Genomic DNA, 22171 nt, shown 5'->3' on the forward strand with positions numbered 1-22171 from the left:
GTGACAACTTAGAACGGATAACTATTGCCGCTAAAGCGCCATAATATCGTATTCTGTCAGAATTAAGCAAATTTCATTCCTAAATATCATTAATCGCATTTTTAATGCGTTTATCGGATACCGGATACGGAGTACCGAGTTGCTGAGCAAAATAGCTCACGCGCAGCTCCTCTATCATCCAGCGAATGTCTTTCACTTTTTCCGGAATATCCATTCCTCTCGGAATTTTATTCAGCAACTCTTTATAATCATTGGTCACCGATTCAATTTTCAGCATATGAGCACGATCTTTATTGGGATCGATCGGCAACTTGTCCATACGACGCTCTATCGCCTTCATATAGCGTAGAATATCTGGCAAACGTTGCCAGCCACATTCGGTTGCAAACCCTTTAAAAATCAGCCCTTCGATTTGTGCTTTAATATCAGACAACGCAAAGGCCATCGAAAGGTCGACTTTGCCTTTCAAGCGCTTATTGATTTCAAACGCCTTCGTCAGAATCGTTTCCACTTGCTTGGCAATGTCCACAACGGTATCACCGAGCTCCCCACGAATAGACTCTTTTAATGCTTCAAATTGCTCTGGCTCCCACACCACACCACCGTGTTGTTCGATCAATTTATCCACTCCACAGGCAATGCAGTCATCAATCAAATCCAATACCTTGCCATAGGGATTAAAATATAAGCCAAGTTTCGATTTATTCGGTAAATTGCTGTGTAAGTATTTGATTGGAGAAGGCACGTTCAATAAGACAAGGCGACGTTGACCTTGACGCATCGCTTCGATCTGCTCTTGCTCGGTTTCAAACAGTTTAATCTCAACACTGTCTTTGTTGTCGACAATGGCGGGGAACGCCTTGACCTCAAAGCCACCACGTTTTTGTTGATACACCTGTGGTAGCGTCCCAAACGACCATGTGTGTAAATTCTGCTGTTCGATATCGTCATCGGCAACCTTAGATAAGGTCTCTTGTACTTGTTCTTTTAAGCTCTCTTTCAAAGCAAACAGATCATTGTTTTCTTTGATTTTACGACGGCGATGATCGACCGCTCGGAACGTCATTTTTAAGTGATCGGGTAATTGATCGATATTCCAATCATCACGCTTTACTTCTGCCCCAGTCATACGACGCAACTCTTTCTCAAGTGCATCCAGCAGCGGCAATTCCATTGGCGTCACTCTGGCTAAAAATGCCTCCGCATAATTCGGTGCTGGCACAAAGTTTTTACGCAGGGTCTTTGGTAGTGACTTGATTAAGGTGGTTACCAATTCTTGTCGCAGACCTGGGATTTGCCAATCAAACCCATGAGGCTCGATTTGGTTCAAGATTGGTAACGGAATGTGTACCGTGACACCGTCACTATCTTCTCCCGGTTCAAATTGGTAGCTCAGCTTGAGCTTAATACCATTTTGATGCCAGAAGTTGGGATAATCTAAATCCGTCACATGACTGGCATCATTTTTAAACAGCATCTCTTTTTCAAAGTTAAGTAACTCTGGATTCTGTTTACGCTGCTGTTTCCACCATGTATCAAAGTGGCGACCGGACACCACTTCGGTGCCAATACGCTGATCATAAAACTCAAACAATTCATCGTCATCGACCAAAATATCGCGGCGACGTGATTTGTGTTCTAATTCTTCCACTTCTAACAATAACGAACGGTTCTGCTTGAAGAACTCGTGGCGAGTCTCCCACTCGCCTTCGACTAATGCGCTGCGAATAAACAGTTCTCGACTCACAACAGGATCAATGTGACTGTAATTCACTAACCGTTTTGCCACCAATGGAATCCCAAATAACATAACTTTTTCATAAGCCATCACGGTGGCGCGTTTTTTCGACCAATGAGGTTCGCTGTAGCTACGCTTCACGAGATGCCCAGCTAATGACTCCACCCACTCTGGCTGAATTTTAGCCACCACACGCGCCCACAGTTTTGAAGTTTCTACCAACTCGGCAGACATCACCCACTTGGGCTGTTTTTTGAAAAGACCCGAAGCAGGAAAAATATGAAAGCGAGCATTGCGCGCACCTTGATACTCGTTTTTTTCTTGATCTTTTAATCCGACATGAGAAAGCAGTCCGCTTAAAATCGCGGTATGAACACTGTCATAGTTACCCGGTTCACTATTCAGTTTAAACCCCATTTCTCGCGTTGCTTGGCGCAACTGGGTATACACATCTTGCCACTCACGAACACGGAGGTAGTTCAGATAGTCTTGCTTACATTGACGGCGAAATTGATTATTGCTCAAAGCCTTCTGCTGTTCTTGCAAATAGTCCCACAGATTAATAAAGGTCAAGAAATCGGACTCTTCATTAGCAAAGCGGCGATGTTTCTCATCAGACGCTTGCTTTTTATCACTGGGTCGCTCACGTGGGTCTTGAATCGACAAAGCCGACGCAATGATCATGACATCTTTTAAACACCCTAATTGTGGGGCAGCAATGACCATACGGGCTAAACGCGGATCAATCGGCAACGCAGCGAGTTGCCGTCCTAACGGGGTCAAGGCTTTGGTTTTACGTTCACCTTTGGCTTTCTCCGTGATCGCTCCCAGCTCGTCTAATAAACGCACGCCATCTTGAATATTGCGCTTATCTGGCGCTTCCACAAACGGAAACGCTTCGATATCCCCTAACCCCAAGGCCGTCATCTGCAAAATCACTGAGGCTAAATTGGTACGGAGAATTTCAGGATCAGTAAATTCAGGACGTGATTCAAAGTCCTCTTCAGAATATAACCGAATGCAAATCCCTTCAGTAACACGCCCACACCGTCCTTTTCGCTGATTGGCACTCGCTTGGGAAATCGGTTCAATCGGCAAGCGCTGTACTTTCGTCCGGTAGCTATAACGACTCACCCGTGCCGTACCGGGATCAATCACATATTTAATGCCAGGAACCGTAAGTGAGGTCTCTGCGACGTTGGTCGCCAGTACAATACGTCGACCGGTGTGAGATTGGAAAATGCGATTTTGTTCCGAGGCAGACAAGCGCGCAAACAGTGGTACAACTTCAGTATCACGCAACTTCAGTTTGTTGAGCGCATCGGCGGTATCACGAATTTCTCGCTCACCGCTCATGAAAACCAAAATATCGCCAAGGCCTTCATCAGACAGTTCTTCAACAGCTTGAATAATGCCTTCTTGTTGATCGCGATCGCTTTCATCATCGCCAGACAACGGACGATAACGGGTTTCAACAGGATAAGTACGACCAGACACCTCGATAATCGGCGCATTGTAAAAGTGCTGAGAAAAACGCTCTGGATCAATGGTTGCCGAGGTAATCACCACTTTGAGATCAGGGCGGCGTGGTAACAGTTCTTTCAAATACCCCAAAATGAAATCAATGTTGAGACTGCGTTCATGAGCCTCATCAATAATGATGGTATCATATTGATTTAAAAACCGATCATTCTGTATTTCTGCCAGTAATATCCCATCCGTCATTAACTTAATTTGGGTATCTGATGAAACTTGATCACTAAAACGAACTTTATAGCCAACCACGTCGCCGAGCGGCGTTTTCATTTCTTCAGCAATACGATTGGCCACTGAGCGAGCCGCCAAACGGCGTGGCTGAGTATGACCAATTAAGCCATGCTTGCCTCGGCCTAACTCCGCACAAATTTTCGGTAACTGCGTGGTTTTCCCTGAACCTGTCTCACCGGCAACAATCACCACTTGATGGTTTGCTATCGCCTGAGCAATATCGTCACGTTTTTGACTAACAGGCAGTTGATCGGGGTAATCAATATGTACGGGTTTATTCAAACGTTGCTGCACCACCATCATTGATTGGGCGATGTCTTGGGCAATTTCATCGAATACGGCATGGCGTGCCGCGTCTTTTTTGATACGGCTCGCACCGTTGATTCGCTTATTCAAACGAAAACGGTCTTTAATTAAGCATTGTTCGAGTGCTTTTTTCAGCGACTTTGCCGTATTGGCCTGTGCTTTAACAGGCTGTTCTGAGTTGACTGGAGATTGAGTCAAAACGTGTCCTATTTATGATTTGAAGACGAAACTGCACGAATTGTAACACAGACTCCTCATGTCGCAGCAACCTTCCCACGCATCATCAATCAGATAACACTCATTCACACACAGCATGGTTCGTTGACCGACAGCGCGGTGAACCTTGTCCCACCGTATGCGACACTCATCATTGTGTGGGTCTCATTTGCTTAATCGAACGGGAGTTACGCCACCTTCATTCAAAAAAATTGAACAAGATAAGCAAGATTGACGACTGTTGCTCTTGCTTGTCAAACGCTAACATATGAACCACTTAAACGAATTAACACTCATCACTTCAATAGAAAGGATAACGGTATGTCTCGTATTTTAGCTCTTAAATCTAGTATTCTTGGTGAATACTCTCAATCTAGCAAACTTCTTGATGAATACTTGGCCTCTGCCGAAGGTGCACAAGTGACATTGCGTGATCTTGCGGCCGAACCACTGCCTGTATTGGATATGTCCATTGTCGGCGCATTCGGTGCAGCGGCAAGCGGTGATCTAACAGACGAACAACAAGCAATTGTCAATCTATCCGACACCTTGATTGAAGAAGCGAAAACCGCGGATACGATCGTCATTGCAGCGCCAATGTATAACTTCACGATTTCTACTCAGTTGAAAAACTGGTTCGATCTTATTGCTCGTGCGGGGATTACTTTCCAATACACTGAAAATGGTGTTGAAGGTCTGGTTAAAGGCAAAAAAGCGATCGTGATTACCACTCGTGGCGGTATTCACAAAGGAACCGAGCACGACATCGTTGAACCTTACCTAAAAACCATTCTTGGTTTCATCGGTATTACTGATGTGGAATTTGCTTACGCAGAAGCCTTGGCAATGGGTGATGAACATCAAGCACAAGGTTTACAAACGGCTAAAGCGGAGTTAAGCACTCTAAAACTGGCTTAATCGTCATATAACAGATTGCATTAACAGTAAAAAGCCATTCTCTGAATGGCTTTTTTTATGGATGCGCTTATACTGTGAGGCCTGCAAATTAGAGAGAATCTGGTTGCAAAAGTTTGCTCTTATCAAACTTGAAGTTTATGTTTAAAGAACATAAGACACACCCTCATTATTTTTCTGACTAAATAAGCGGATACCGTGAAAGCATCGCAACTTCTTAAGATTTTACATTCTATCCCTTTAGACCAAGACCCTGAAGTGGTCACCGGTGAGGTATGGTTGCCCGAACGCCTCACGCGCGGCAATCTCCATGAGGGATTTTTATTTCTTGATTTTGATAATGCGCCAGAAGAAGAACAAGGCGAAGAAGAAGGCCGAGGGTTTGTTGAGCACGAAGAGAATTTCATTCGCGAACAATTGACAAACATATTACAAGAAGAAAGCGGACAACCAGAAAAAACAGAGGCATTATTAGCCATATTGCTTATGGCTCATGAACACAGCAGCGCTGAGTTTATTGAAATGTTAGGTGCCTTAAATCACCCAGAAGAGTCTTCATAATCCAACCATGTAGGAAGCCGTATTGTCGAATTTGCGAAATGACGTCCCTTTTCTGTTAGCGGGTCCACTATTACGTCAATGCACAACAAGTTCTATCGTTATTTGGCTGGCAACCTCGCAACCGCTTACTGGCTCCATTACGCTTTCTCACCCTCATACTCCAACACCGCTGCTTACTCTGCCGTTAGAGACGGTTCAACAGTATCAAATCGGTGAGCATGCCTGGATTACATTGGTTGAACTGACTGGTGAGTTCGCCGCTGAGCAGCGCTACCATTATCGCATCGACACACAACAGGGCTCACTTACCGAGCTGTATCCCGCACTGCTGAGTGAGGATGAAACCGAACTGACCTTTTATCTGAGTGGTCGAGCCGATCATATTATGCATGGCTCCTGTCGCAACCCGCACGATCCATGCCGCGACGCCCTGCTCACCGCAAGCCAATCATTAGTCAAAACCACGCCAGAAGAGCGGCCTGATTTAATTATGATGAGTGGTGATCAAATCTACGCGGATCATGTCGCTGGAGCAATGTTAGCCGCGATTCATACGGTAATAGAAAAGCTCGGACTCTATAACGAAGTCTTGCCTGAAGCCATCGTCAACGATGCGAATGCGCTGTATGCTCACCCGTTAAGTTATTATCACCGTGATGATATTTTGCCTCACGTTACGCACAGAGGTCATCGGCTCAAAGGTCGCCGAACTCAACCTATTTTTACCTCAACCGAAAACGACAACCACCTAATCACGCTCGGTGAATTTGCCGGCATGTATCTGTTAGTTTGGTCAGACATCCTTTGGCAACAGTACGATCTCCTGAATGTTCATCACCATGGCAAACAAGCAGCGTACCAACAACTTTCAGAAGATCACCAAGCTATATGGTTGTCAGAAAGAGCGACGCTGAGCGAATTTGTTGACGGGCTGCCCGCGCTGCAGTCCATGATGGCGCATATCCCTATCTATATGATATTTGATGATCATGATGTGACCGATGATTGGAACTTAACCGACAGCTGGGAGCATGCAGCGCAAACCCATCCCTTCTCGCGACGTATTATCGGCAATGCGTTAGTGAGCTATTGGTTTTTCCAAGGTTGGGGGAACGCGCCTCATCACTTCGATGACACGTTCCATCAGCGCATTGCACAGTACTGTCATTCGCCTAATACTGCCCATCAAGACGCCTTGATTGATCATATCAATGACTTCAAACACTGGCACTACATTACCGATACTTCACCGTCCATGATCGTGCTTGATACTCGTACACGCCGCTGGCGTTCACAGTCTCACAGTCATCGCCCTTCAGGGTTGATGGATTGGGAAGCATTAATGGAACTTCAACAAGCGATCGAGAACAAAGATAAAGTCATTATTGTGTCTGCCGCCCCCATGTTTGGCGTCAAATTTATCGAGGCATTACAGCGCGTGATGACGTGGTTTGGCAAGCCATTGATGGTCGATGCGGAAAACTGGATGGCGCATCGCGGCTGCGCCAATACATTGATGAACATTTTCACACACAGCCGCACCCCCAGTAACTACGTCATCCTTTCAGGCGACGTGCATTACTCTTTCGCCTATGACATCAAATTGCGCTCACGCAATTCCAGCCCTAATATTTTTCAGGTGACCTGCAGTGGGTTTAAGAATCAGTTCCCCGAGCCACTATTAACGCTCTGCGACTATGCCGATGCGGTATTATACAGTCCGCATTCTCCATTAAATAGACTGACGAAACGTAAGCGACTTGAAATTCGCAAACGTCATCCCGCGCGTAAGACATTTCGACATTTGTATAATCATACTGCGGTCGGCGTTTTGAAATTAGCTGAATCAGGCAAACCAAGGTATGTGGGGATTATGACCAGCGAAGGCAAACAGGTTGAATTCCCTCCAACACCCGCCATGCGTAAGTCAGAATCGCGTTAAATCCGTCACTATCCTGTTGTGAGGGGCCAATAAACCCCTTACTTTATCCATAATAGTCTTAGCGTCAACAAACGCCCCCTCTAGGCAACAAAGGTATTTCTTATGCTCAATTCCTTAACCTCCATTTTTAAACAACTCACTGAAGGGACGGATTTTAATCAACAACAACACAATCCCGATCTTGCGATGGCCTGCCTCCTTGCTGAAGTCTCAGGGGCGGATCATGATATCTCCCCAGAAGAAGAGCAAGCTAAACGAGATCTGCTCGCGAAGCTTATCGAAGTTGACGCGACACAAGCGTCAGATTTGATCCAGCAGGCGAATGAAAAAATAAAACAATCGGCGTCTATTTATGAATTCACCAGTCAATTACGCGAGTTGTCTCAAGACGCACGTTTTGATGTCATTCATGCTCTATGGAAGGTGGCGTACGCTGACAAAGAGATCGACCCTTTGGAAGAAGCCGTGATTCGTAAAGCCGCTGAACTCCTCTACGTTGATCACAGCGAGTTCATTCGGGCGAAATTGATGGTGGTCGAAAACACATAGTAAAAAATGAAAGTACATGATCAGTGTACTTTCATAAATACCAGTTAACTACCTTGTTATAATAATGCTACTCGTATGATGCTACTCGTCTGAGTCTGTATAAAGTTACGGTGTATTCATTGCATTTTAATGATGATCACAAGGCAGTTTAATGACAGCTTGATTACAATATCGCTAACGCCACTTTGGCCAAGTTATAGGCATCAATATAGCCACTGTGTTGTCGGCCTTCCCAATCGATCCCCAGCGCTAGCTGTGCATCACGGTGACCAATACGTTTTTCTTTCATACGCTGCTGTATACGATATAACGTGGCGAGATTGATGAATTCTTTAAACGGCATCTCCAAGCCTTTTTGCTGGCATTCTGTGCGAAGAATGTCATCATCGCGCCCCCATGCTGCGTAGATTTTTTTATTGCCACCGTAATTTTTAATCATCGATTGCAATACCTCACCAAGCGGACGACCTTGTTTTTCAATGGTACGCGGAGTAATCCCCGTTAACTGGACACAAAACTCTGATATCTCATCTTTCTCAGGTTTGACGTAATATTGCGCGCGCTTGACTATCTGACCCAATTTTAGATCCACTTCGGCTAAACCAATTTCAATGATCTCGCCCGTGCGCCCGACACCATTCTCGTTCCAACAACACATTTCCAGATCAAAACATACAACACGGTTATGGTTCATGCCGATTTCTATCCTTTATGACGATAAGACGGCGCACAGTTTACCTGAGACATCAAAGGACAGCCACTCTGGACATGATTTTGATGAATTTCTGCCGAAAATATTATCAACGCCACCCTACCAAGCGCGTTTTGCTGAAATATTGGGCTAAAGCTCGCTAAAGAACGTTTAAAACGTGCACTATCAACCCCATATGGTAAGCATATTGTGATTTTTTGCGCGCGTTAAACCCTAAATATGGTACTATCGGCGCAATTCTAAAACTCAAAGTCAACCCAATTGTTTCGGTCGTTTCAGAGCGTCTGACAATGCCAGATCTAATAGAGAATTTAAAATGAACTTCGATATAAACGCGATTCCTCACACATTCGATATGCTTCATGCTGGTTTAGCCGCGTCCACTATCGCTTTACTGATTTATGCGATTACGCGTAAAACAAAAACCGTTGAAAAAATCGTCGAAAAACCCGTTGAAAAAATTGTTGAAGTTGAAAAGCCGGTTGAAAAAATCGTCGAGGTCGAAAAAATTGTTGAAGTTGAAAAAGAAGTCGAAAAGATTGTCGAAGTCGAGTCGAAACTCGCCACGGCCTCAACCGATTCCGCTCTCCAGCTGTTATCCTTGTTTCAACACGAAGCTCGCTTAATCGACTTTTTACAAGAAGATGTTACCCAGTTTAGTGATGAAGAAGTGGGCGCAGCAGCGCGTGTTATTCACTCAGGTGGTAAGAAAGTGCTTGATGATTACCTCACTCTTACACCGGTTCGTAATGAAGAGGAAGAATCACGCATTACCATCGGAGAAAACTTTAATCCACAAGCCATTCGTTTAACCGGACACGTCACCGGACAAGCGCCATTTACTGGTACTCTCATCCATAAAGGATGGCAAGCAAGTGATGTCAACTTACCCAAGCTAGCAGAGAATTATGACGCCTCAATCGTGGCACCTGCGGAGGTAGAACTGTAATGGAACAACAACCACATTACAGTGTGGGGATCGATTTAGGAACCACACACTGTGTTATGTCATTTTTAGAACTCGGCAACGAAGACGCGTCTGTTCAAGTCATGCCGATTGCTCAAATGACCGCTCCCGGCACCGTAGAAGAGTACACTCAACTGGGGTCATTTTTGTATCAGCCTCATGAACATGAAATGACCGCCGAATCCCGTCGCCTGCCTTGGACCGATCAGCCGAAGGCTCTGGTTGGCGCGATCGCGCGTAACCTTGGTGCAAAAACGCCGATTCGCTTAGTCTCCAGCGCAAAATCCTGGCTATGCCATGGTGGAGTCAACCGTCGTCAATCCTTCTTGCCTGTTGGCAGCCCTGAAGATGTCGACAAAATCTCTCCGCTACGAGCCACAGAATTATACCTTGACCATCTTGCACAAGCTTGGTTGTACCAACATCCGGATGCGCCACTTGCCCAACAGGATGTCACCATCACGGTACCCGCATCGTTTGATCCAGCGGCTCGTGAGTTAACCGCCGAAGCCGCACGCAATATTGGCCTCTCCAACATAACGCTTCTAGAAGAGCCGCAAGCGGCGATGTATCACTGGATTGATCACACGCAAACGGCGTGGCGTGATCAGGTCAACGTCGGCGATATCGTACTTGTCGTGGATATTGGTGGAGGGACGACGGACCTCTCTTTAGTTGAAGTAACCGAAGAAGATGGCAACCTCGTGCTTAATCGAATTGCCGTTGGCGAGCATATTTTGCTGGGCGGTGACAATATGGATCTCGCACTGGCTTACCGACTCAAAATGAAACTGGCTCAAGAAGGCAAAGAGCTGCAGCCTTGGCAAATCCAAGCGATGTCGCATGCCTGTCGCGACGCAAAAGAAACTCTACTGAGTGAGAATGATACTCAGAGTATGCCCATTGTTGTACCGAGCCGAGGTTCTAAACTGATGGGCAGTACACTCAAAACGGAGCTGACTCGAGAAGAAGTAGAACAAACCATTATTGATGGATTCTTTCCACAAGTGGACATTCATGAGCATCCAGTACAACGTGCTCGTGGTGCTTTAACTCAAATGGGCCTACCTTACGCACAAGATGCGGGGATTACTCGCCACATTGCTGCATTTTTAACCAAGCAAGCCGATGCGCAGCAAGAGAATGATGCGAGTATGCCGTTTCAGGTGCCCGGCATGCCTGTTCCCGCAACCAATTTTATCAAACCCAATACCATTTTATTTAATGGCGGAGTATTAAAATCCCCCCAAGTCGCTGAACGCTTGTTAGAAACCATCAATTTATGGTTAATTCAAGCGGATGCCGAGCCGATTCGTCAGCTGGAAGGCGCGGATTTGGATCTTTCGGTCGCCAATGGTGCCGCCTATTATGGGTCTGTACGCCGTGGTGAAGGGGTTCGCATCCGTGGCGGTATTGCTTCTGCTTACTATGTTGGTATTGAAAGCGCGATGCCAGCTATTCCCGGAATGCCCACACCAATGGAAGCACTCTGTGTCGCCCCGTTTGGCATGGAAGAAGGTTCACACGTTGACGTGCCCAGTCAGCAATTTGGCTTAGTCATTGGCCAGCCGGTGCATTTTCAGTTCTATGGTTCCACGGTACGTCGTGATGACATAGCTGGTACTCATCTTGATTACTGGGCGCCTGCTGAACTGCAAGAGCTACCTGAGATACAGGTGACCTTACCGGTATCAGAAGGCCGTAGCGAAGGCGACGTTGTTCCTGTGACGCTGCAATCACACGTGACCGAATTGGGGACGTTAGAGTTACATGCGGTCGCTGTGGATAATCAACAGCGTTGGCATGTCGAATTTGACGTTCGCGATCAACACCAAGATACCGCGGGCGATCTATATTCATAAACAGCCATTAAACGGTGCCCCTCGGCGCCGTTTTTGTTGTATTTTTGTCTGTCATCTCGATGACAACTTTGTCGACTCAATGAGGTCATATCATGACAACCGCTGCTCAATTTCTTGTCGGTATTGACTTAGGCACCACGAATACCGTTGTCGCGTATTGCGAGCTGGGCGAGAATCTCTCGCAACAACCTGTTGAAATTTTTCCCATCGATCAGCTTATTGGTCCTGGTGAGGTGGTCCGTAAGCCCCTGCTGCCCTCTTTTCGCTATCACCCAGCCAAACAACAATTTGCCAAGACCGATATGATGCTTCCGTGGGACGAACACCTTGTGGACGGTGATTTGCCTCAGGTGATCATTGGTGAGTGGGCGCGAGAATTAGGAACAAAAGTCGAGGGACGCCAAGTTGCGAGCGCGAAAAGCTGGCTTTCTCATACCGGCGTCGACCGTACTCAAGCGATTCTTCCTTGGGCTGGATCATCCGATGTCGAAAAAGTCTCTCCTATCGTCGCGAGTGCCAGTTATCTTAATCATATTCGCCAAGCATGGAATTATCGTCATCCCAACCAACCGCTCGAACAACAGCAAGTTGTGATCACGGTTCCCGCTTCATTCGACGAATCAGCGCGTAAATTCACGTTACAAGCGGCAGAGTTAGCCGGATTGACGGATATTGCTTTACTCGAAGAACCACAAGCGGTTGTCTACGACTGGTATGCACGCCATCAAGACACCGCCCATCAAGAATTAAGCGATATCCCGCTGCTTCTTGTGTGCGATGTTGGCGGTGGTACAACGGATTTAAGCTTGGTCAGTACCAATTTTGAGCGCGATCAATTAGCACTCAATCGAATTGGCGTGGGTGACCACCTGATGTTAGGGGGAGATAATATCGACCTCGCACTCGCCCATTTGGCCGAGCAACGTTTTGGGGAAGCGAAACAGTTAAATGCGGCCTCATTGACAAAATTGATCCAACAAACTCGCAAAGCGAAAGAAACACTCTTAGCGGACAATGCCCCCGAGCAGACTAAAATTACGTTGTTAGGAAGTGGGTCTCGCTTACTTGGGGGCGCAAAGAGTATAGGTCTAAGCCGTGAGGATGTTCATAACATCGCTTTAGAAGGTTTTTTCCCGCTTTGTGAGCTGAGTGATACACCGAATACGCGTCGGAGCGCCATGGTCGAGTTCGGCCTCCCCTACGTGGCAGATCCTGCAGTGAGCAAGCATATCGCGGCTTTTCTTCATCAACACCAAAGCGTCGCGCGTGACGCAATGCCATCGAACAGTGAACACGTCGCCGTTCCCGTGGGTTTACTCTTAAACGGTGGCGCTTTTAATAGCCGATCAATCACCGAGCGCGTCACACAACTGATGGACAGTTGGAGTGACACCCCACTTACTCTGCTTCACAACCCAAGCCCTGATTGCTCGGTCGCTTTAGGCGCGGTGGCTTACGGCAAAGCGCGTCATGGTGCACAAATACTGATTGGTGGTGGTGCCGCTCGGTCTTATTTCTTACACCTACCACAGAAAAAAGGCCCATCTCAGGCGTTGTGCTTACTCGCCAAAGGCACTGAGGAAGGACAGGAAATCCGGTTAACGAGCCGGCGCTTTTCACTCACGCTTGAAGAGCCCGTGCGTTTTACTCTGTTGACCTCTACTCATGACACTATCGGACAAGCTAAAGCAGTACAAAATGGGGCTTTATATACGGTTGATCCAGAACTGTTTCAACCGTTGCCCCCTTACATCACCACACTAAAAAGTAATGAATCGCCATCGTCCTTACAGGCCAATCAAAAACATCGCGTAGAAGTACAATTAGCGTGTCAGCTCACCGAAGTGGGAACATTGAAAATCGAATGTGTGCGTAGCGATGATGAAACGCAGCGTTGGCAAGTCGAATTTGCCGTGCGAGGAGAAGAAGGTGAAAGCTTAGCGGATCACACGCCGGATATCCCCCACAATGAACAGGCTGCAATAGACTTATTAAGTAAAATATACAGTGGTAATAAAAACAGTACGGATCCGAAAACCATAAAAACCTTAAATAAAACACTGGAAAAACGACTAGGTAAACGAGAAGATTGGCCGTTTGCTACGCTGCGTCGGCTGTTTGATACATTAGTATCAGGACGCAAACGGCGTCGACGCTCCGAATTACACGAGCAGCATTGGTTACGATTGGCAGGCTATACACTTCGCCCGGGGTTTGGCGATAGCACAGACAGCTGGCGTATCGAACAAATTTGGCCTCTGTATCAACAGGGTTTACAGTTCCCAACGCATTCCACATGGTCTGATTGGTGGACGTTTTGGCGCCGTGTCTGCGGAGGGCTCGATCAAGAACAACAAGAAACGTTACTCGCAGATATTGCCAAATACTTACATCCCGGCTCGGCTCGTCATGCAAAAAATAGCAAGGAGACACAGGACAAAGGCTATGAGGCAATGGTGCGGTTAGCGGCATCCTTAGAGCATCTTGACGTAGAAGATAAGACGTTACTGGCGACTTGGTTCTTAAATAAAGCGTTGAAACAGCCTCAGTTCAAACCTGAGCATTGGTGGGCGCTCGGACGCATCGCAAGCCGCGTACCTTTGTATGGCAGTGCGCACAATGTGATTCCGCGTGAGCAAATCCAACAATGGCTACCGACATTGCTGGAGCAAGATTGGCAACACGATAAAATGGCGGCGTTTGCGACGGTAATGATGTGTCGTAAAAGTGGTGACAGAACGCGCGATGTGGGTGATGACCTCCGCTCGCAAGTGCTCACTAAACTCAGTGAAAATAAACTGCCCGATTCTTGGTATCAATTAGTAAGCCATAAAATGGAATTATCGGAACAAGAGTCAAAACGTGCTTATGGTGATGCCCTTCCTACCGGCCTTTTCCTAATCAACTGAGCGTGCAAGGTAACCGGTGGTGATAACATCACTGCTGGTTATCTTAGTACTAGGTGGTGACCAATTGGTTTCGCCCACTAAATTTCGCATCATATAACGCCTTATCGGCTCGAGAAAAACTCGTCCTCAGCTCATTCTCTTTTTCCAACCTCGATACACCAATACTGACCGTGACTTTGACAATATCGTCCGCCACTGAAAATGGATACATCGCAATGGTCTTGCGAAATTTAGTCAGTTTCTTCTTAACGTCACTCTCACTCTGCTCTCTCAGCAAAATAACGAATTCTTCCCCGCCATAGCGCGCAACGAGATCCTTGCTAAAAAATGTTAATAATAATTCCGCGATGGTTTCTAACACGACATCACCGTTGAGGTGCCCATACTTATCATTAATCGGTTTAAAGTGATCAATATCTAGTACCGCGAGATAACAATGAGAATTGTTATTTTTCAAAAACGATTTCGCTTGCTCTTCGAAATATCGTCGATTATATAAGCCTGTCAACTTATCTCGAATTGAACGTTCATGATGCCACTCAATTTCATGGAAGAAAAAACGAGCAATAATAGCAACTAGCTGCATACAAAATATGATGTTTTTTATCAGCACCACCATAATAATGTCATCTAAATAAGACTGCAGAATAAAATCTGCAATCAACGCAACCAGACTCATAGCAACCGATAATAAGACACTTAAAAATAATATCTTATCACCTAATTTTTTTATTGAACTCTCGATATAAATACGATATGCCGCATATAAAAATACACTCATAATACTAAAGTACGTCACGATACCATTCGCGTAACTATGAATATCGCTGAATAAGTGCACGGATGTATTAATCATCGTAAAGCCAACGACATGTAGTACACAAATAATATATAGTCGTTGTGGGATTGAACGATTATACAATTCAAAAATAGAGATGATAAACAGATAAGGAATCAACTGCAGTAAGCTACTGCTGACCAGAAGGCTCATCGCATGGCTAGTATTATCTAATAAAACAAAGATTCCATAAATACTGCTGCTCACAAACCAATAGGCGATAAACCATAACATCGGCTGACGTTTTTGGTGTTTAAACTGTTGTTTAACCGTATATATAAGAAACGCTGCAACACCAAAAAATAAGAGATCACTGATTATTACAGCTATGTTAATAAAGTTAATATTCCCGTTGGCCATTATTGCTAAATCGTCTTTAAATGTAGGAGACGAATCATACAATAAAAAATTTCTTCAATCTCCAACATTTATTGCATGAACTTAAGCCATATTCCTAGTTAACCTGAATTCAGTCACTTTTTATCGTAGATAACATGCTTAGAATAGAAAGACTTAACGTAGGTTACTGGGCTTTTAAGAGAAAAGAATATTTTAATGTTAACAAGAACCGATATTCATAAAACTTAATGATAAAATATCTCATAATTGAGAATAAAGCGGGATATTTAAGTAATAAGTGGCTCTATACGATAACCTCGATTCAGTGTATAGTTTTAATACTAACTATAAGTACTTTCATCAAAAACTGTCATGGTCATGGTGGCATCATTCACGATGCGTTAACGATCTATCGATACACTGAGCAACGTATGACTCTAGATAAATTTACGAACATATACCGCCTTCCCGGTTCGATACAAATTCGTATTGCAAAATGGCAGAGAACCTTTAAGGGGACATCTGATATCATTTTGTACGACGCTATTCGTGTGCGTAACCAAGAATATCGAAAACGACAATTTCTACCAAAAGGGTGGAGTTTCTCGACGTTTAAAGAAGAAGAGATATCCATTACCCATCACGGTCGCTATATTCAGACAACAATGCTGACTATGATAGACAGAAAAGTCGCGTATAAGCGTGTCTATTTATCACGTGTGCCTGAGCAGCAAGCGTATCAAACATTGCGAGCATTCAAAATCGAATGGCTGAAAAAATACAACCAAATTGTCGAACGATACAATCAGATAAAGAAAAAAGAATTTTTGCACTTTGCCCGTGAGGAACTCGATACCTTATACCCTGCCATACCCAAAGGAGAGTTTGACAGTAAACTTTGGAACAAGCTGGTTTACTCTAAGTTCGGCTCACCGAAGAAATTCACTAATCCTTTTTATGTGGAACATGTCGTCATATAGAATGATTAGTCGCTTTTTATTTCGTCAAAGCGAACAAATCCTTCACTATACACACTGTAATCTGTCGAAAACTTGGCTTTGTACATTGCCTGATCAGCTAAATTTATTAATCCATCCACATCCTCTGCTTGTGATGGATACAAGGCAATGCCGATACTCGCACCAATCGTGACCTCACCTTGATTACCGATTAAAATAGGTTTACTCAACGCTTTAAGCAACTGATGAGCTTTACTTTTAACGCCATAATGATCTTCTAGTAGATCTAAACACACTAAAAACTCATCCCCACCAAAACGCCCCAAGAAATCGGACTCTCTTAAGTTATCGTGTAATCGTTTCGCAATCACACAAAGCACTTTATCACCCGCCTCGTGGCCATATTGATCATTGATTTGCTTGAACTCGTCCAGATCGATAAATAAGATGGCAGGTTGCAGCTTGGTGCGCTGAGCATTAACAAGTGAACGTTGTAAATACTCTTTAAATGCGCGACGATTCAGCACACCAGTTAGCACGTCTTTTTCTGACAAAAATTGTAATTGTTGTTTCTGCTTATTGATCTTACTGGTTTGTCTCGCCACCTCATGCGCTAATTCATCTTTACTATACGTTGTATCCTGCAAAGAACGTTTCATTTGATTAAAAAATTTAATTAAGGTTTCGAATTCTGAATCAACGTTATGATAGGAAAGACGGCTATCAAGATTCCCTTTTGCGAGATCCCCGATCCCCTGGCTAAGCAGAGAAAAACCACGTTTGAAGTGATGGCGAATGAAAAAAGCAAAACCACAGACTAACACAGAAAGAATTAACTGTTGTATTAAGGTAGAAACTAATGCAAGCTTTTGGTTTTTCTCACTTTTATCAAGAACAAGTTGTTCAAGATAACTCAGTTCATCTGTCATATTTTGAATTAGCATGTTGTAGCGAGCATGGAGCAACTCGCCAGATCCGACAGAATAACGCTGCCCCTCTTTTCCACTTTTACTTTCAGAGTCAGACACCAGAACACGCTCTTGCTCTAACAACACATCCAGACTGCGATTCATATTGAGTAAGTTATGCAAATTCAGGCCTTTATCCGCTGACAGTACTAAGCGTTTTTCCAGTGATTTTTGCTCAACCGCAACCTGATCTAAACTACTGCGATCACCGTACTGCAGAAACACCCAAAGCTGACCTCGCAATCCGTCGACACTTCGTTCAATTTCTGCCAGCCTGCCAAGTTGCTCAAGAGTATGATTTTGCTCCTGCCATATTTTGCACAATGAGAAAAAAATAAAGCCAACTAACAGTACTGACGATATCGTCAGTACTGTTAGTTTACGAGTAAGAGAATTCATCATGGCTCGAGGCCTCCATCTTCCTGGCTCGCCCTGAATGCCGAATCATCAAGTATGCCCCTCAAATCTGGCATGCTTTTTCCTTTGACGAGATCATGCTCTAACGCCCAACGAGCTTGTAACTGCATATTCGCCAAAAGCACATTCGTCATCGATAGTCTAAAAACGTAGTCGCCCCATATCCAATTCAGCTGGCTTATCTCAATATTCAAACTGCCACTCACGATCTTCTTCGCTTTTTCTGGATGCTCGATGATCCATTTAATTGCATGCCGCAAAGCTATCAGAATACGCTTTGAACGCTCATCATAATACTGGCCTTCCTTTTTCAACGTGGCCAAATTAAACGATAAGGTATACATTCCCTTAAATCCCAAATTAGCAATATCCATGGTCGTCTGCGCTCGATATCCCCACGGCTCCCAAGAAGAAATCGCATCCACTTTCCCGATTTTCATCATTTGAACGAGTTTATCTGGTCCCATGTACACTCGATTGACATCAGCGGTATCCATGCCGGACGCTAAAAGCAGTGAATCAAGATAAAACTCACTAGCACTACTTTTTATGACACCAATGGATTTTCCTTTTAAGTCTCGAATCGACGAAAATCCACGATTGGTCAGTGATAACAGTTTCAGATCATTATCTGACGTCACAAAAGTACTGAGAATAGAAAAATCGGTGTTCTTAAAACTATTAAACATCGCCACGGACTCTGAAATAGTTGCGTAATCAGCAGCGCCTTTTTGCATCATGGCCATGCACTCCACCCCGCCATTACAGGGGACCAACGAGATATCAATACCCTGCAGTTTAAATAGCCCAAGCTTGTGCGCAATGAAGAAAGGCGTCGATAATGGCGTTTGAGAGACCGCAATGCTTGCGGGAATTTCATTACTGATATTACTATCCATATCGTCTTCTTTCATTAGCCAATAAACGCTAACAATACCGAATGCAACAACCGCTAGACCAAACGTAACTTTTAGTGCGACTCGCAACCTTTATCCCTCATACTTTTCTTTATACGCTTCTATTAAACGCAATGGTATAAATTATAGACAACATCGATATATTCTCTATTACTTATGGGTTATTTTTATAGAAATGAGATGCCTTGCAATAATTTGCAAGATTATTTAATGCAAACAAAAGTCAGCCTCACAACCAAGGCTGACTTCAACAATATAATGGTGGTCGATATCAATGCTCATGATCAGACAGATTCTCGCCAAAAGCGGCTTGTTCATAGATATCAGCCAACGCTTTCACTTTTTTCGATTTAGACGGTGCAGCTCGCCTAAACCTCTTCGGTTCAAAGTTCTGCTCAACCAGTTGCAGCGTTTCTTCGTGTTCTTGAGCTAACTTAATAAATTCAGGATCCGACATTGCTGCTTGTCGTAGTTGATTAACGCGTTTTAATGTATCCCACAGCATACAACACCTCCTTACTACTGGCTTTATATACAGTATAGGTCGCTTATCAAAATGGTCAATATTCAAACAAAACAAATTAACGAATCTTAAATACTTATACCTTATATATAATAGAAAATAACGATATTTCAAATGGATATATCTTAAACACGCCAACTGGTTTATCGCAGATTACTCATTAATAACCACGGCTTACCATCTGCCCAAAGTCCGACTCCATTTTGCGTAATCTCATCCAACGTGTTTGATGGCCTGATACACGCCCTACCATATAATAAGCAAAAAAAGCCACGCAATCTGCGTGGCTTAGGGAAAAACAACGTAACTTATTGTTTAGCAATGAGCTCTGCCATTACGGTTTCTTTCTCATTCAAATAATCATTGAGCCCTGCTTTTCTCAAATGACACGCAGGACACTCTCCACAGCCATCACCAATGATGCCGTTATAACATGTTAGAGTGTGATGACGAATGAGATCCAAAGCGTCATGCTGATCCGCTAACGCCCATGTTTGCGCTTTATTGAGCCACATCAAAGGGGTACGAATCTCTAGTTCTCTGTCCATACCTTGTACTAAAGCTGAGTTCATCGCTTTGACAAAATCGTTACGACAATCTGGGTACCCAGAAAAATCCGTTTCACACACGCCAGTTATGACCGTCTGTGCGCCAATTTGATAAGCATAAATGCCCGCCAAGGTTAAAAACAAAATGTTACGTCCGGGCACAAAAGAATTCGGCAGACCATTGTCTTGTAGTTCATTGGATACTGGAATGTCATCACGCGTCAACGAACTCACCGCTAATTCATTTAACAAACTGACATCCATGACTTTATGAGCAGCAACGCCTAACTGCGCACTTAGCGATTGTGCCACTTCAATTTCCAGTTTATGTCGCTGTCCATAATCAAACGTTATTGCATGCACTTCATCGAACTCTTTCAGTGCCTGTACAAGACAAGTCGTGGAATCTTGTCCGCCGCTAAAGACAACTACTGCTTTTTTCATGATGCTTTACTCTCTTATGCAATGCTGAGGTATTTATGAGTTTGAATCGACAAACGCCAGTTACGCTTAACACATACCTCAATACACAATTCTGTTGCGCGTTGCTTCTGGCTGATGGGTTGCAAAGCGATTTCCGTAGAGACAGGCAAATCGACCCGGGTAATAAGCTCATCAAGATTATCGATATCTTTCATTGTAGCCACAGGATGCTTGATTTCATTCGCGCGTAATAAAGCACTGTCGATAACGGGCAGTTTACCTTTCATCGCCACTTTTGGTGACACTGTCACCCATGTATTCTCTGTCGCCTGTACTGGATAAGTGCCACTGGTTTCAATTTGGCAACGACAACCGATCGCTTCAAATGCTTCTGTTAAAGCATGCAAATTATAAATGCAAGGCTCTCCGCCTGTGATCACAATATGTTTCGCAGTATAACCTTGTGCTTGGTAACGTTGCACAACATCGGCCGCTGACGCTGAACACCATTGCGGGTTGTCCTCCACTTTCTCAAGCACAGTATCAAATGTTGTTTCATCTTGTGGCGTCGCGTCCCAAGTGTGCTTGGTATCACACCATGCACACCCTACCGGACATTGTTGTAATCGAACAAAGACGGCGGGAACACCAGTAAAAACGCCCTCGCCTTGGATTGTCTCAAACATTTCGTTGATTTTATACAAGGTCATTTGTCTAACTCAGTCACTCAATTTAAGGACGCTGACGATAATGCAAGCCAGAGACAAGGTCAAACTAAACATGCGCGAGCTCGCAAAAACATAAGGTCATTTTCATCCTATACACTTTCATTGTAAGATGTTTCTTCTGCACATCATGGTGTGATGACATTTCGGTGAATCAACCACATCGAATGTTTATCGCTCACATTTTACTGTTTCGGTTAGTGGTTAAGGTTACCTATGTATAAAATTATTGCGCTTGATATGGATGGCACGTTACTTAATAGCCAAAAACACATTTCACCAAGAACCAAAGAAGCGATCACCAAAGCTCGCCAGCAAGGCATAAAAATTGTGTTAGCATCTGGGCGCCCGATTGAAGGAATGCGTCAACAGTTGGCGGAATTAGACATCCACGGCGATGATGATTATGTTTTGTATTACAACGGCTCTTTAGTTGAAAACCTTGGGGCCGGAGAAATCGTTCATCAAAACATTACAGATGGTAAAGCTGCCAAGAAGATTGCTCGAATTGCGCAAAAACTCGGCGTTAACGTGCATGCTTTCAGTACCATCCATGGACTTATCACTCCAAAAAATAGTCGTTATACAGAGGTAGAAGCGACCATTAACGGGATTGGGATTACCGAATTAGACTTTGAAACACTGGATGATGAACACCCGATTATTAAGACCATGATCATTGATGAGCCTGCTGTGCTCAGTGAGGTTATAAAAGTACTCCCACCGGAACTCTACAATGAGTTTACCATTGTACAAAGTGCGCCTTACTTTTTAGAGTTTCTAAACCCTGCTAGCAATAAAGGCGCGGGTCTTGCCGCGGTTGCCGCGTTACTGAACGTGCCTCGCGAACAAATCATTAGCATGGGCGATGCCGGCAATGATATCCATATGCTGGAATATGCTGGACTCGGGATCGCCATGGATAATGCAATGGATGAAACAAAGGCCGTGGCCGATGCCATCACCGCAAGCAATGATGATGATGGTGTCGCCATTGCAATAGAAAAATACGCTTTACGTTAATCGCCCCCATACCAAAGCGCACCAAGATCACACGATGATAAGGTGCG

The 22171-nt window shown here is 44.5% G+C and carries 18 protein-coding genes; 10 read left to right on the forward strand and 8 right to left on the reverse strand.

All coding sequences use genetic code 11. The features are described from left to right. Positions 1 to 79 precede the first annotated feature (79 nt). The gene (gene hrpA, locus EAE30_RS12165) at positions 80 to 4009 is read right to left on the reverse strand and encodes an ATP-dependent RNA helicase HrpA (protein WP_123016161.1); all 3930 of its coding nucleotides are present in this window, start codon (positions 4007 to 4009) and stop codon (positions 80 to 82) included. Between the two features lie 339 nt (positions 4010 to 4348). Between hrpA and EAE30_RS12170 the strand changes: the two genes are divergently transcribed. The 4 genes from EAE30_RS12170 to EAE30_RS12185 all read left to right on the forward strand — a co-directional run bounded on the left by EAE30_RS12170 (position 4349) and on the right by EAE30_RS12185 (position 7994). After that, positions 4349 to 4945, forward strand: coding sequence for an FMN-dependent NADH-azoreductase (locus EAE30_RS12170; RefSeq protein ID WP_123016162.1), 597 nt, complete (start codon positions 4349 to 4351; stop codon positions 4943 to 4945). 195 nt (positions 4946 to 5140) lie between these two features. Further along, a complete protein-coding gene (locus EAE30_RS12175; protein ID WP_123016163.1) occupies positions 5141 to 5503 on the forward strand; it encodes a VC1380 family protein in 363 nt (120 codons plus the stop codon). A gap of 31 nt (positions 5504 to 5534) precedes the next feature. Further along, on the forward strand, positions 5535 to 7445 hold the full coding sequence (locus EAE30_RS12180) for a metallophosphoesterase family protein (protein WP_123017357.1): 1911 nt from the start codon (positions 5535 to 5537) through the stop codon (positions 7443 to 7445). Between the two features lie 102 nt (positions 7446 to 7547). Then, on the forward strand, positions 7548 to 7994 hold the full coding sequence (locus EAE30_RS12185; protein WP_123016164.1) for a tellurite resistance TerB family protein: 447 nt from the start codon (positions 7548 to 7550) through the stop codon (positions 7992 to 7994). A gap of 163 nt (positions 7995 to 8157) precedes the next feature. On the opposite strand, the gene EAE30_RS12190 is transcribed toward EAE30_RS12185, so the two are convergent. Next, a complete protein-coding gene (locus tag EAE30_RS12190; RefSeq protein ID WP_123016165.1) occupies positions 8158 to 8688 on the reverse strand; it encodes a 3'-5' exonuclease in 531 nt (176 codons plus the stop codon). Between EAE30_RS12190 and EAE30_RS18785 the strand changes: the two genes are divergently transcribed. From EAE30_RS18785 to EAE30_RS12205, 4 genes are all read left to right on the forward strand, one after another. Next, positions 8687 to 8839: a hypothetical protein gene (locus EAE30_RS18785; RefSeq protein WP_164711852.1), complete on the forward strand. Its 153-nt coding sequence runs from the start codon at positions 8687 to 8689 to the stop codon at positions 8837 to 8839. The two genes, EAE30_RS12190 and EAE30_RS18785, sit on opposite strands and share 2 nt — an antisense overlap. Before the next feature lie 183 nt (positions 8840 to 9022). Further along, positions 9023 to 9655: a DUF2760 domain-containing protein gene (locus EAE30_RS12195; protein WP_123016166.1), complete on the forward strand. Its 633-nt coding sequence runs from the start codon at positions 9023 to 9025 to the stop codon at positions 9653 to 9655. Beyond that, positions 9655 to 11535, forward strand: a complete 1881-nt coding sequence (locus tag EAE30_RS12200) for an Hsp70 family protein (RefSeq protein WP_123016167.1) — start codon at positions 9655 to 9657, stop codon at positions 11533 to 11535. The genes EAE30_RS12195 and EAE30_RS12200 overlap by 1 nt, the downstream gene beginning before the upstream one ends. 92 nt (positions 11536 to 11627) lie before the next feature. After that, positions 11628 to 14444, forward strand: coding sequence for an Hsp70 family protein (locus tag EAE30_RS12205; protein WP_123016168.1), 2817 nt, complete (start codon positions 11628 to 11630; stop codon positions 14442 to 14444). A 49-nt stretch (positions 14445 to 14493) separates the two neighbouring features. Here EAE30_RS12205 and EAE30_RS12210 read toward each other — a convergent pair whose 3' ends face one another. Further along, positions 14494 to 15516 carry a GGDEF domain-containing protein gene (locus EAE30_RS12210; RefSeq protein ID WP_164711853.1) on the reverse strand — a complete coding sequence of 341 codons (1023 nt, stop codon included), beginning with the start codon at positions 15514 to 15516 and terminating at the stop codon, positions 14494 to 14496. A 536-nt stretch (positions 15517 to 16052) separates the two neighbouring features. On the opposite strand from EAE30_RS12210, the gene EAE30_RS12215 reads away from it, so the two are divergent. Continuing rightward, positions 16053 to 16601 (forward strand): MSHA operon transcriptional regulator, encoded by a 549-nt coding sequence (locus EAE30_RS12215; RefSeq protein ID WP_123017358.1) that lies wholly within the window; start codon positions 16053 to 16055, stop codon positions 16599 to 16601. 5 nt (positions 16602 to 16606) lie between these two features. Here the strand turns inward: EAE30_RS12215 and EAE30_RS12220 are convergent, their stop codons facing one another. The 5 genes from EAE30_RS12220 to queE all read right to left on the reverse strand — a co-directional run bounded on the left by EAE30_RS12220 (position 16607) and on the right by queE (position 21080). Next, positions 16607 to 17950, reverse strand: coding sequence for a diguanylate cyclase domain-containing protein (locus EAE30_RS12220; protein ID WP_123016170.1), 1344 nt, complete (start codon positions 17948 to 17950; stop codon positions 16607 to 16609). Then, a complete protein-coding gene (locus EAE30_RS12225; RefSeq protein ID WP_241967659.1) occupies positions 17947 to 18951 on the reverse strand; it encodes an ABC transporter substrate-binding protein in 1005 nt (334 codons plus the stop codon). Before EAE30_RS12225 ends, EAE30_RS12220 begins: the two co-directional genes overlap by 4 nt. A gap of 202 nt (positions 18952 to 19153) precedes the next feature. Continuing rightward, positions 19154 to 19387, reverse strand: a complete 234-nt coding sequence (locus EAE30_RS12230; protein ID WP_123016171.1) for a hypothetical protein — start codon at positions 19385 to 19387, stop codon at positions 19154 to 19156. A 326-nt stretch (positions 19388 to 19713) separates the two neighbouring features. Next, the gene (queC, locus tag EAE30_RS12235; protein WP_123016172.1) at positions 19714 to 20397 is read right to left on the reverse strand and encodes a 7-cyano-7-deazaguanine synthase QueC; all 684 of its coding nucleotides are present in this window, start codon (positions 20395 to 20397) and stop codon (positions 19714 to 19716) included. Positions 20398 to 20411: 14 nt separating this feature from the next. After that, positions 20412 to 21080, reverse strand: coding sequence for a 7-carboxy-7-deazaguanine synthase QueE (queE, locus tag EAE30_RS12240; RefSeq protein WP_199287105.1), 669 nt, complete (start codon positions 21078 to 21080; stop codon positions 20412 to 20414). 237 nt (positions 21081 to 21317) lie between these two features. Between queE and EAE30_RS12245 the strand changes: the two genes are divergently transcribed. Beyond that, complete coding sequence (locus EAE30_RS12245; protein WP_123016173.1) at positions 21318 to 22124, forward strand: Cof-type HAD-IIB family hydrolase; 807 nt, start codon at positions 21318 to 21320, stop codon at positions 22122 to 22124. Positions 22125 to 22171: the final 47 nt, after the last annotated feature.

Origin of the sequence: Vibrio zhugei (assembly GCF_003716875.1) — a bacterium.
In the GTDB taxonomy this organism is placed as follows: Bacteria; Pseudomonadota; Gammaproteobacteria; order Enterobacterales; family Vibrionaceae; genus Vibrio; species Vibrio zhugei.

Coding starts and splice junctions, on each gene's coding strand:
- EAE30_RS12170 (WP_123016162.1), top strand. CDS start 4,349: ATGTCTCGTATTTTAGCTCTTAAATCTAGTATTCTTGGTGAATACTCT.
- EAE30_RS12185 (WP_123016164.1), top strand. CDS start 7,548: ATGCTCAATTCCTTAACCTCCATTTTTAAACAACTCACTGAAGGGACG.
- EAE30_RS18785 (WP_164711852.1), top strand. CDS start 8,687: ATGCCGATTTCTATCCTTTATGACGATAAGACGGCGCACAGTTTACCT.
- EAE30_RS12190 (WP_123016165.1), bottom strand. CDS start 8,688: ATGAACCATAACCGTGTTGTATGTTTTGATCTGGAAATGTGTTGTTGG.
- EAE30_RS12195 (WP_123016166.1), top strand. CDS start 9,023: ATGAACTTCGATATAAACGCGATTCCTCACACATTCGATATGCTTCAT.
- EAE30_RS12200 (WP_123016167.1), top strand. CDS start 9,655: ATGGAACAACAACCACATTACAGTGTGGGGATCGATTTAGGAACCACA.
- EAE30_RS12205 (WP_123016168.1), top strand. CDS start 11,628: ATGACAACCGCTGCTCAATTTCTTGTCGGTATTGACTTAGGCACCACG.
- EAE30_RS12210 (WP_164711853.1), bottom strand. CDS start 15,516: ATGTTATGGTTTATCGCCTATTGGTTTGTGAGCAGCAGTATTTATGGA.
- EAE30_RS12215 (WP_123017358.1), top strand. CDS start 16,053: ATGACTCTAGATAAATTTACGAACATATACCGCCTTCCCGGTTCGATA.
- EAE30_RS12220 (WP_123016170.1), bottom strand. CDS start 17,950: ATGATGAATTCTCTTACTCGTAAACTAACAGTACTGACGATATCGTCA.
- EAE30_RS12230 (WP_123016171.1), bottom strand. CDS start 19,387: ATGCTGTGGGATACATTAAAACGCGTTAATCAACTACGACAAGCAGCA.
- queC (WP_123016172.1), bottom strand. CDS start 20,397: ATGAAAAAAGCAGTAGTTGTCTTTAGCGGCGGACAAGATTCCACGACT.
- EAE30_RS12245 (WP_123016173.1), top strand. CDS start 21,318: ATGTATAAAATTATTGCGCTTGATATGGATGGCACGTTACTTAATAGC.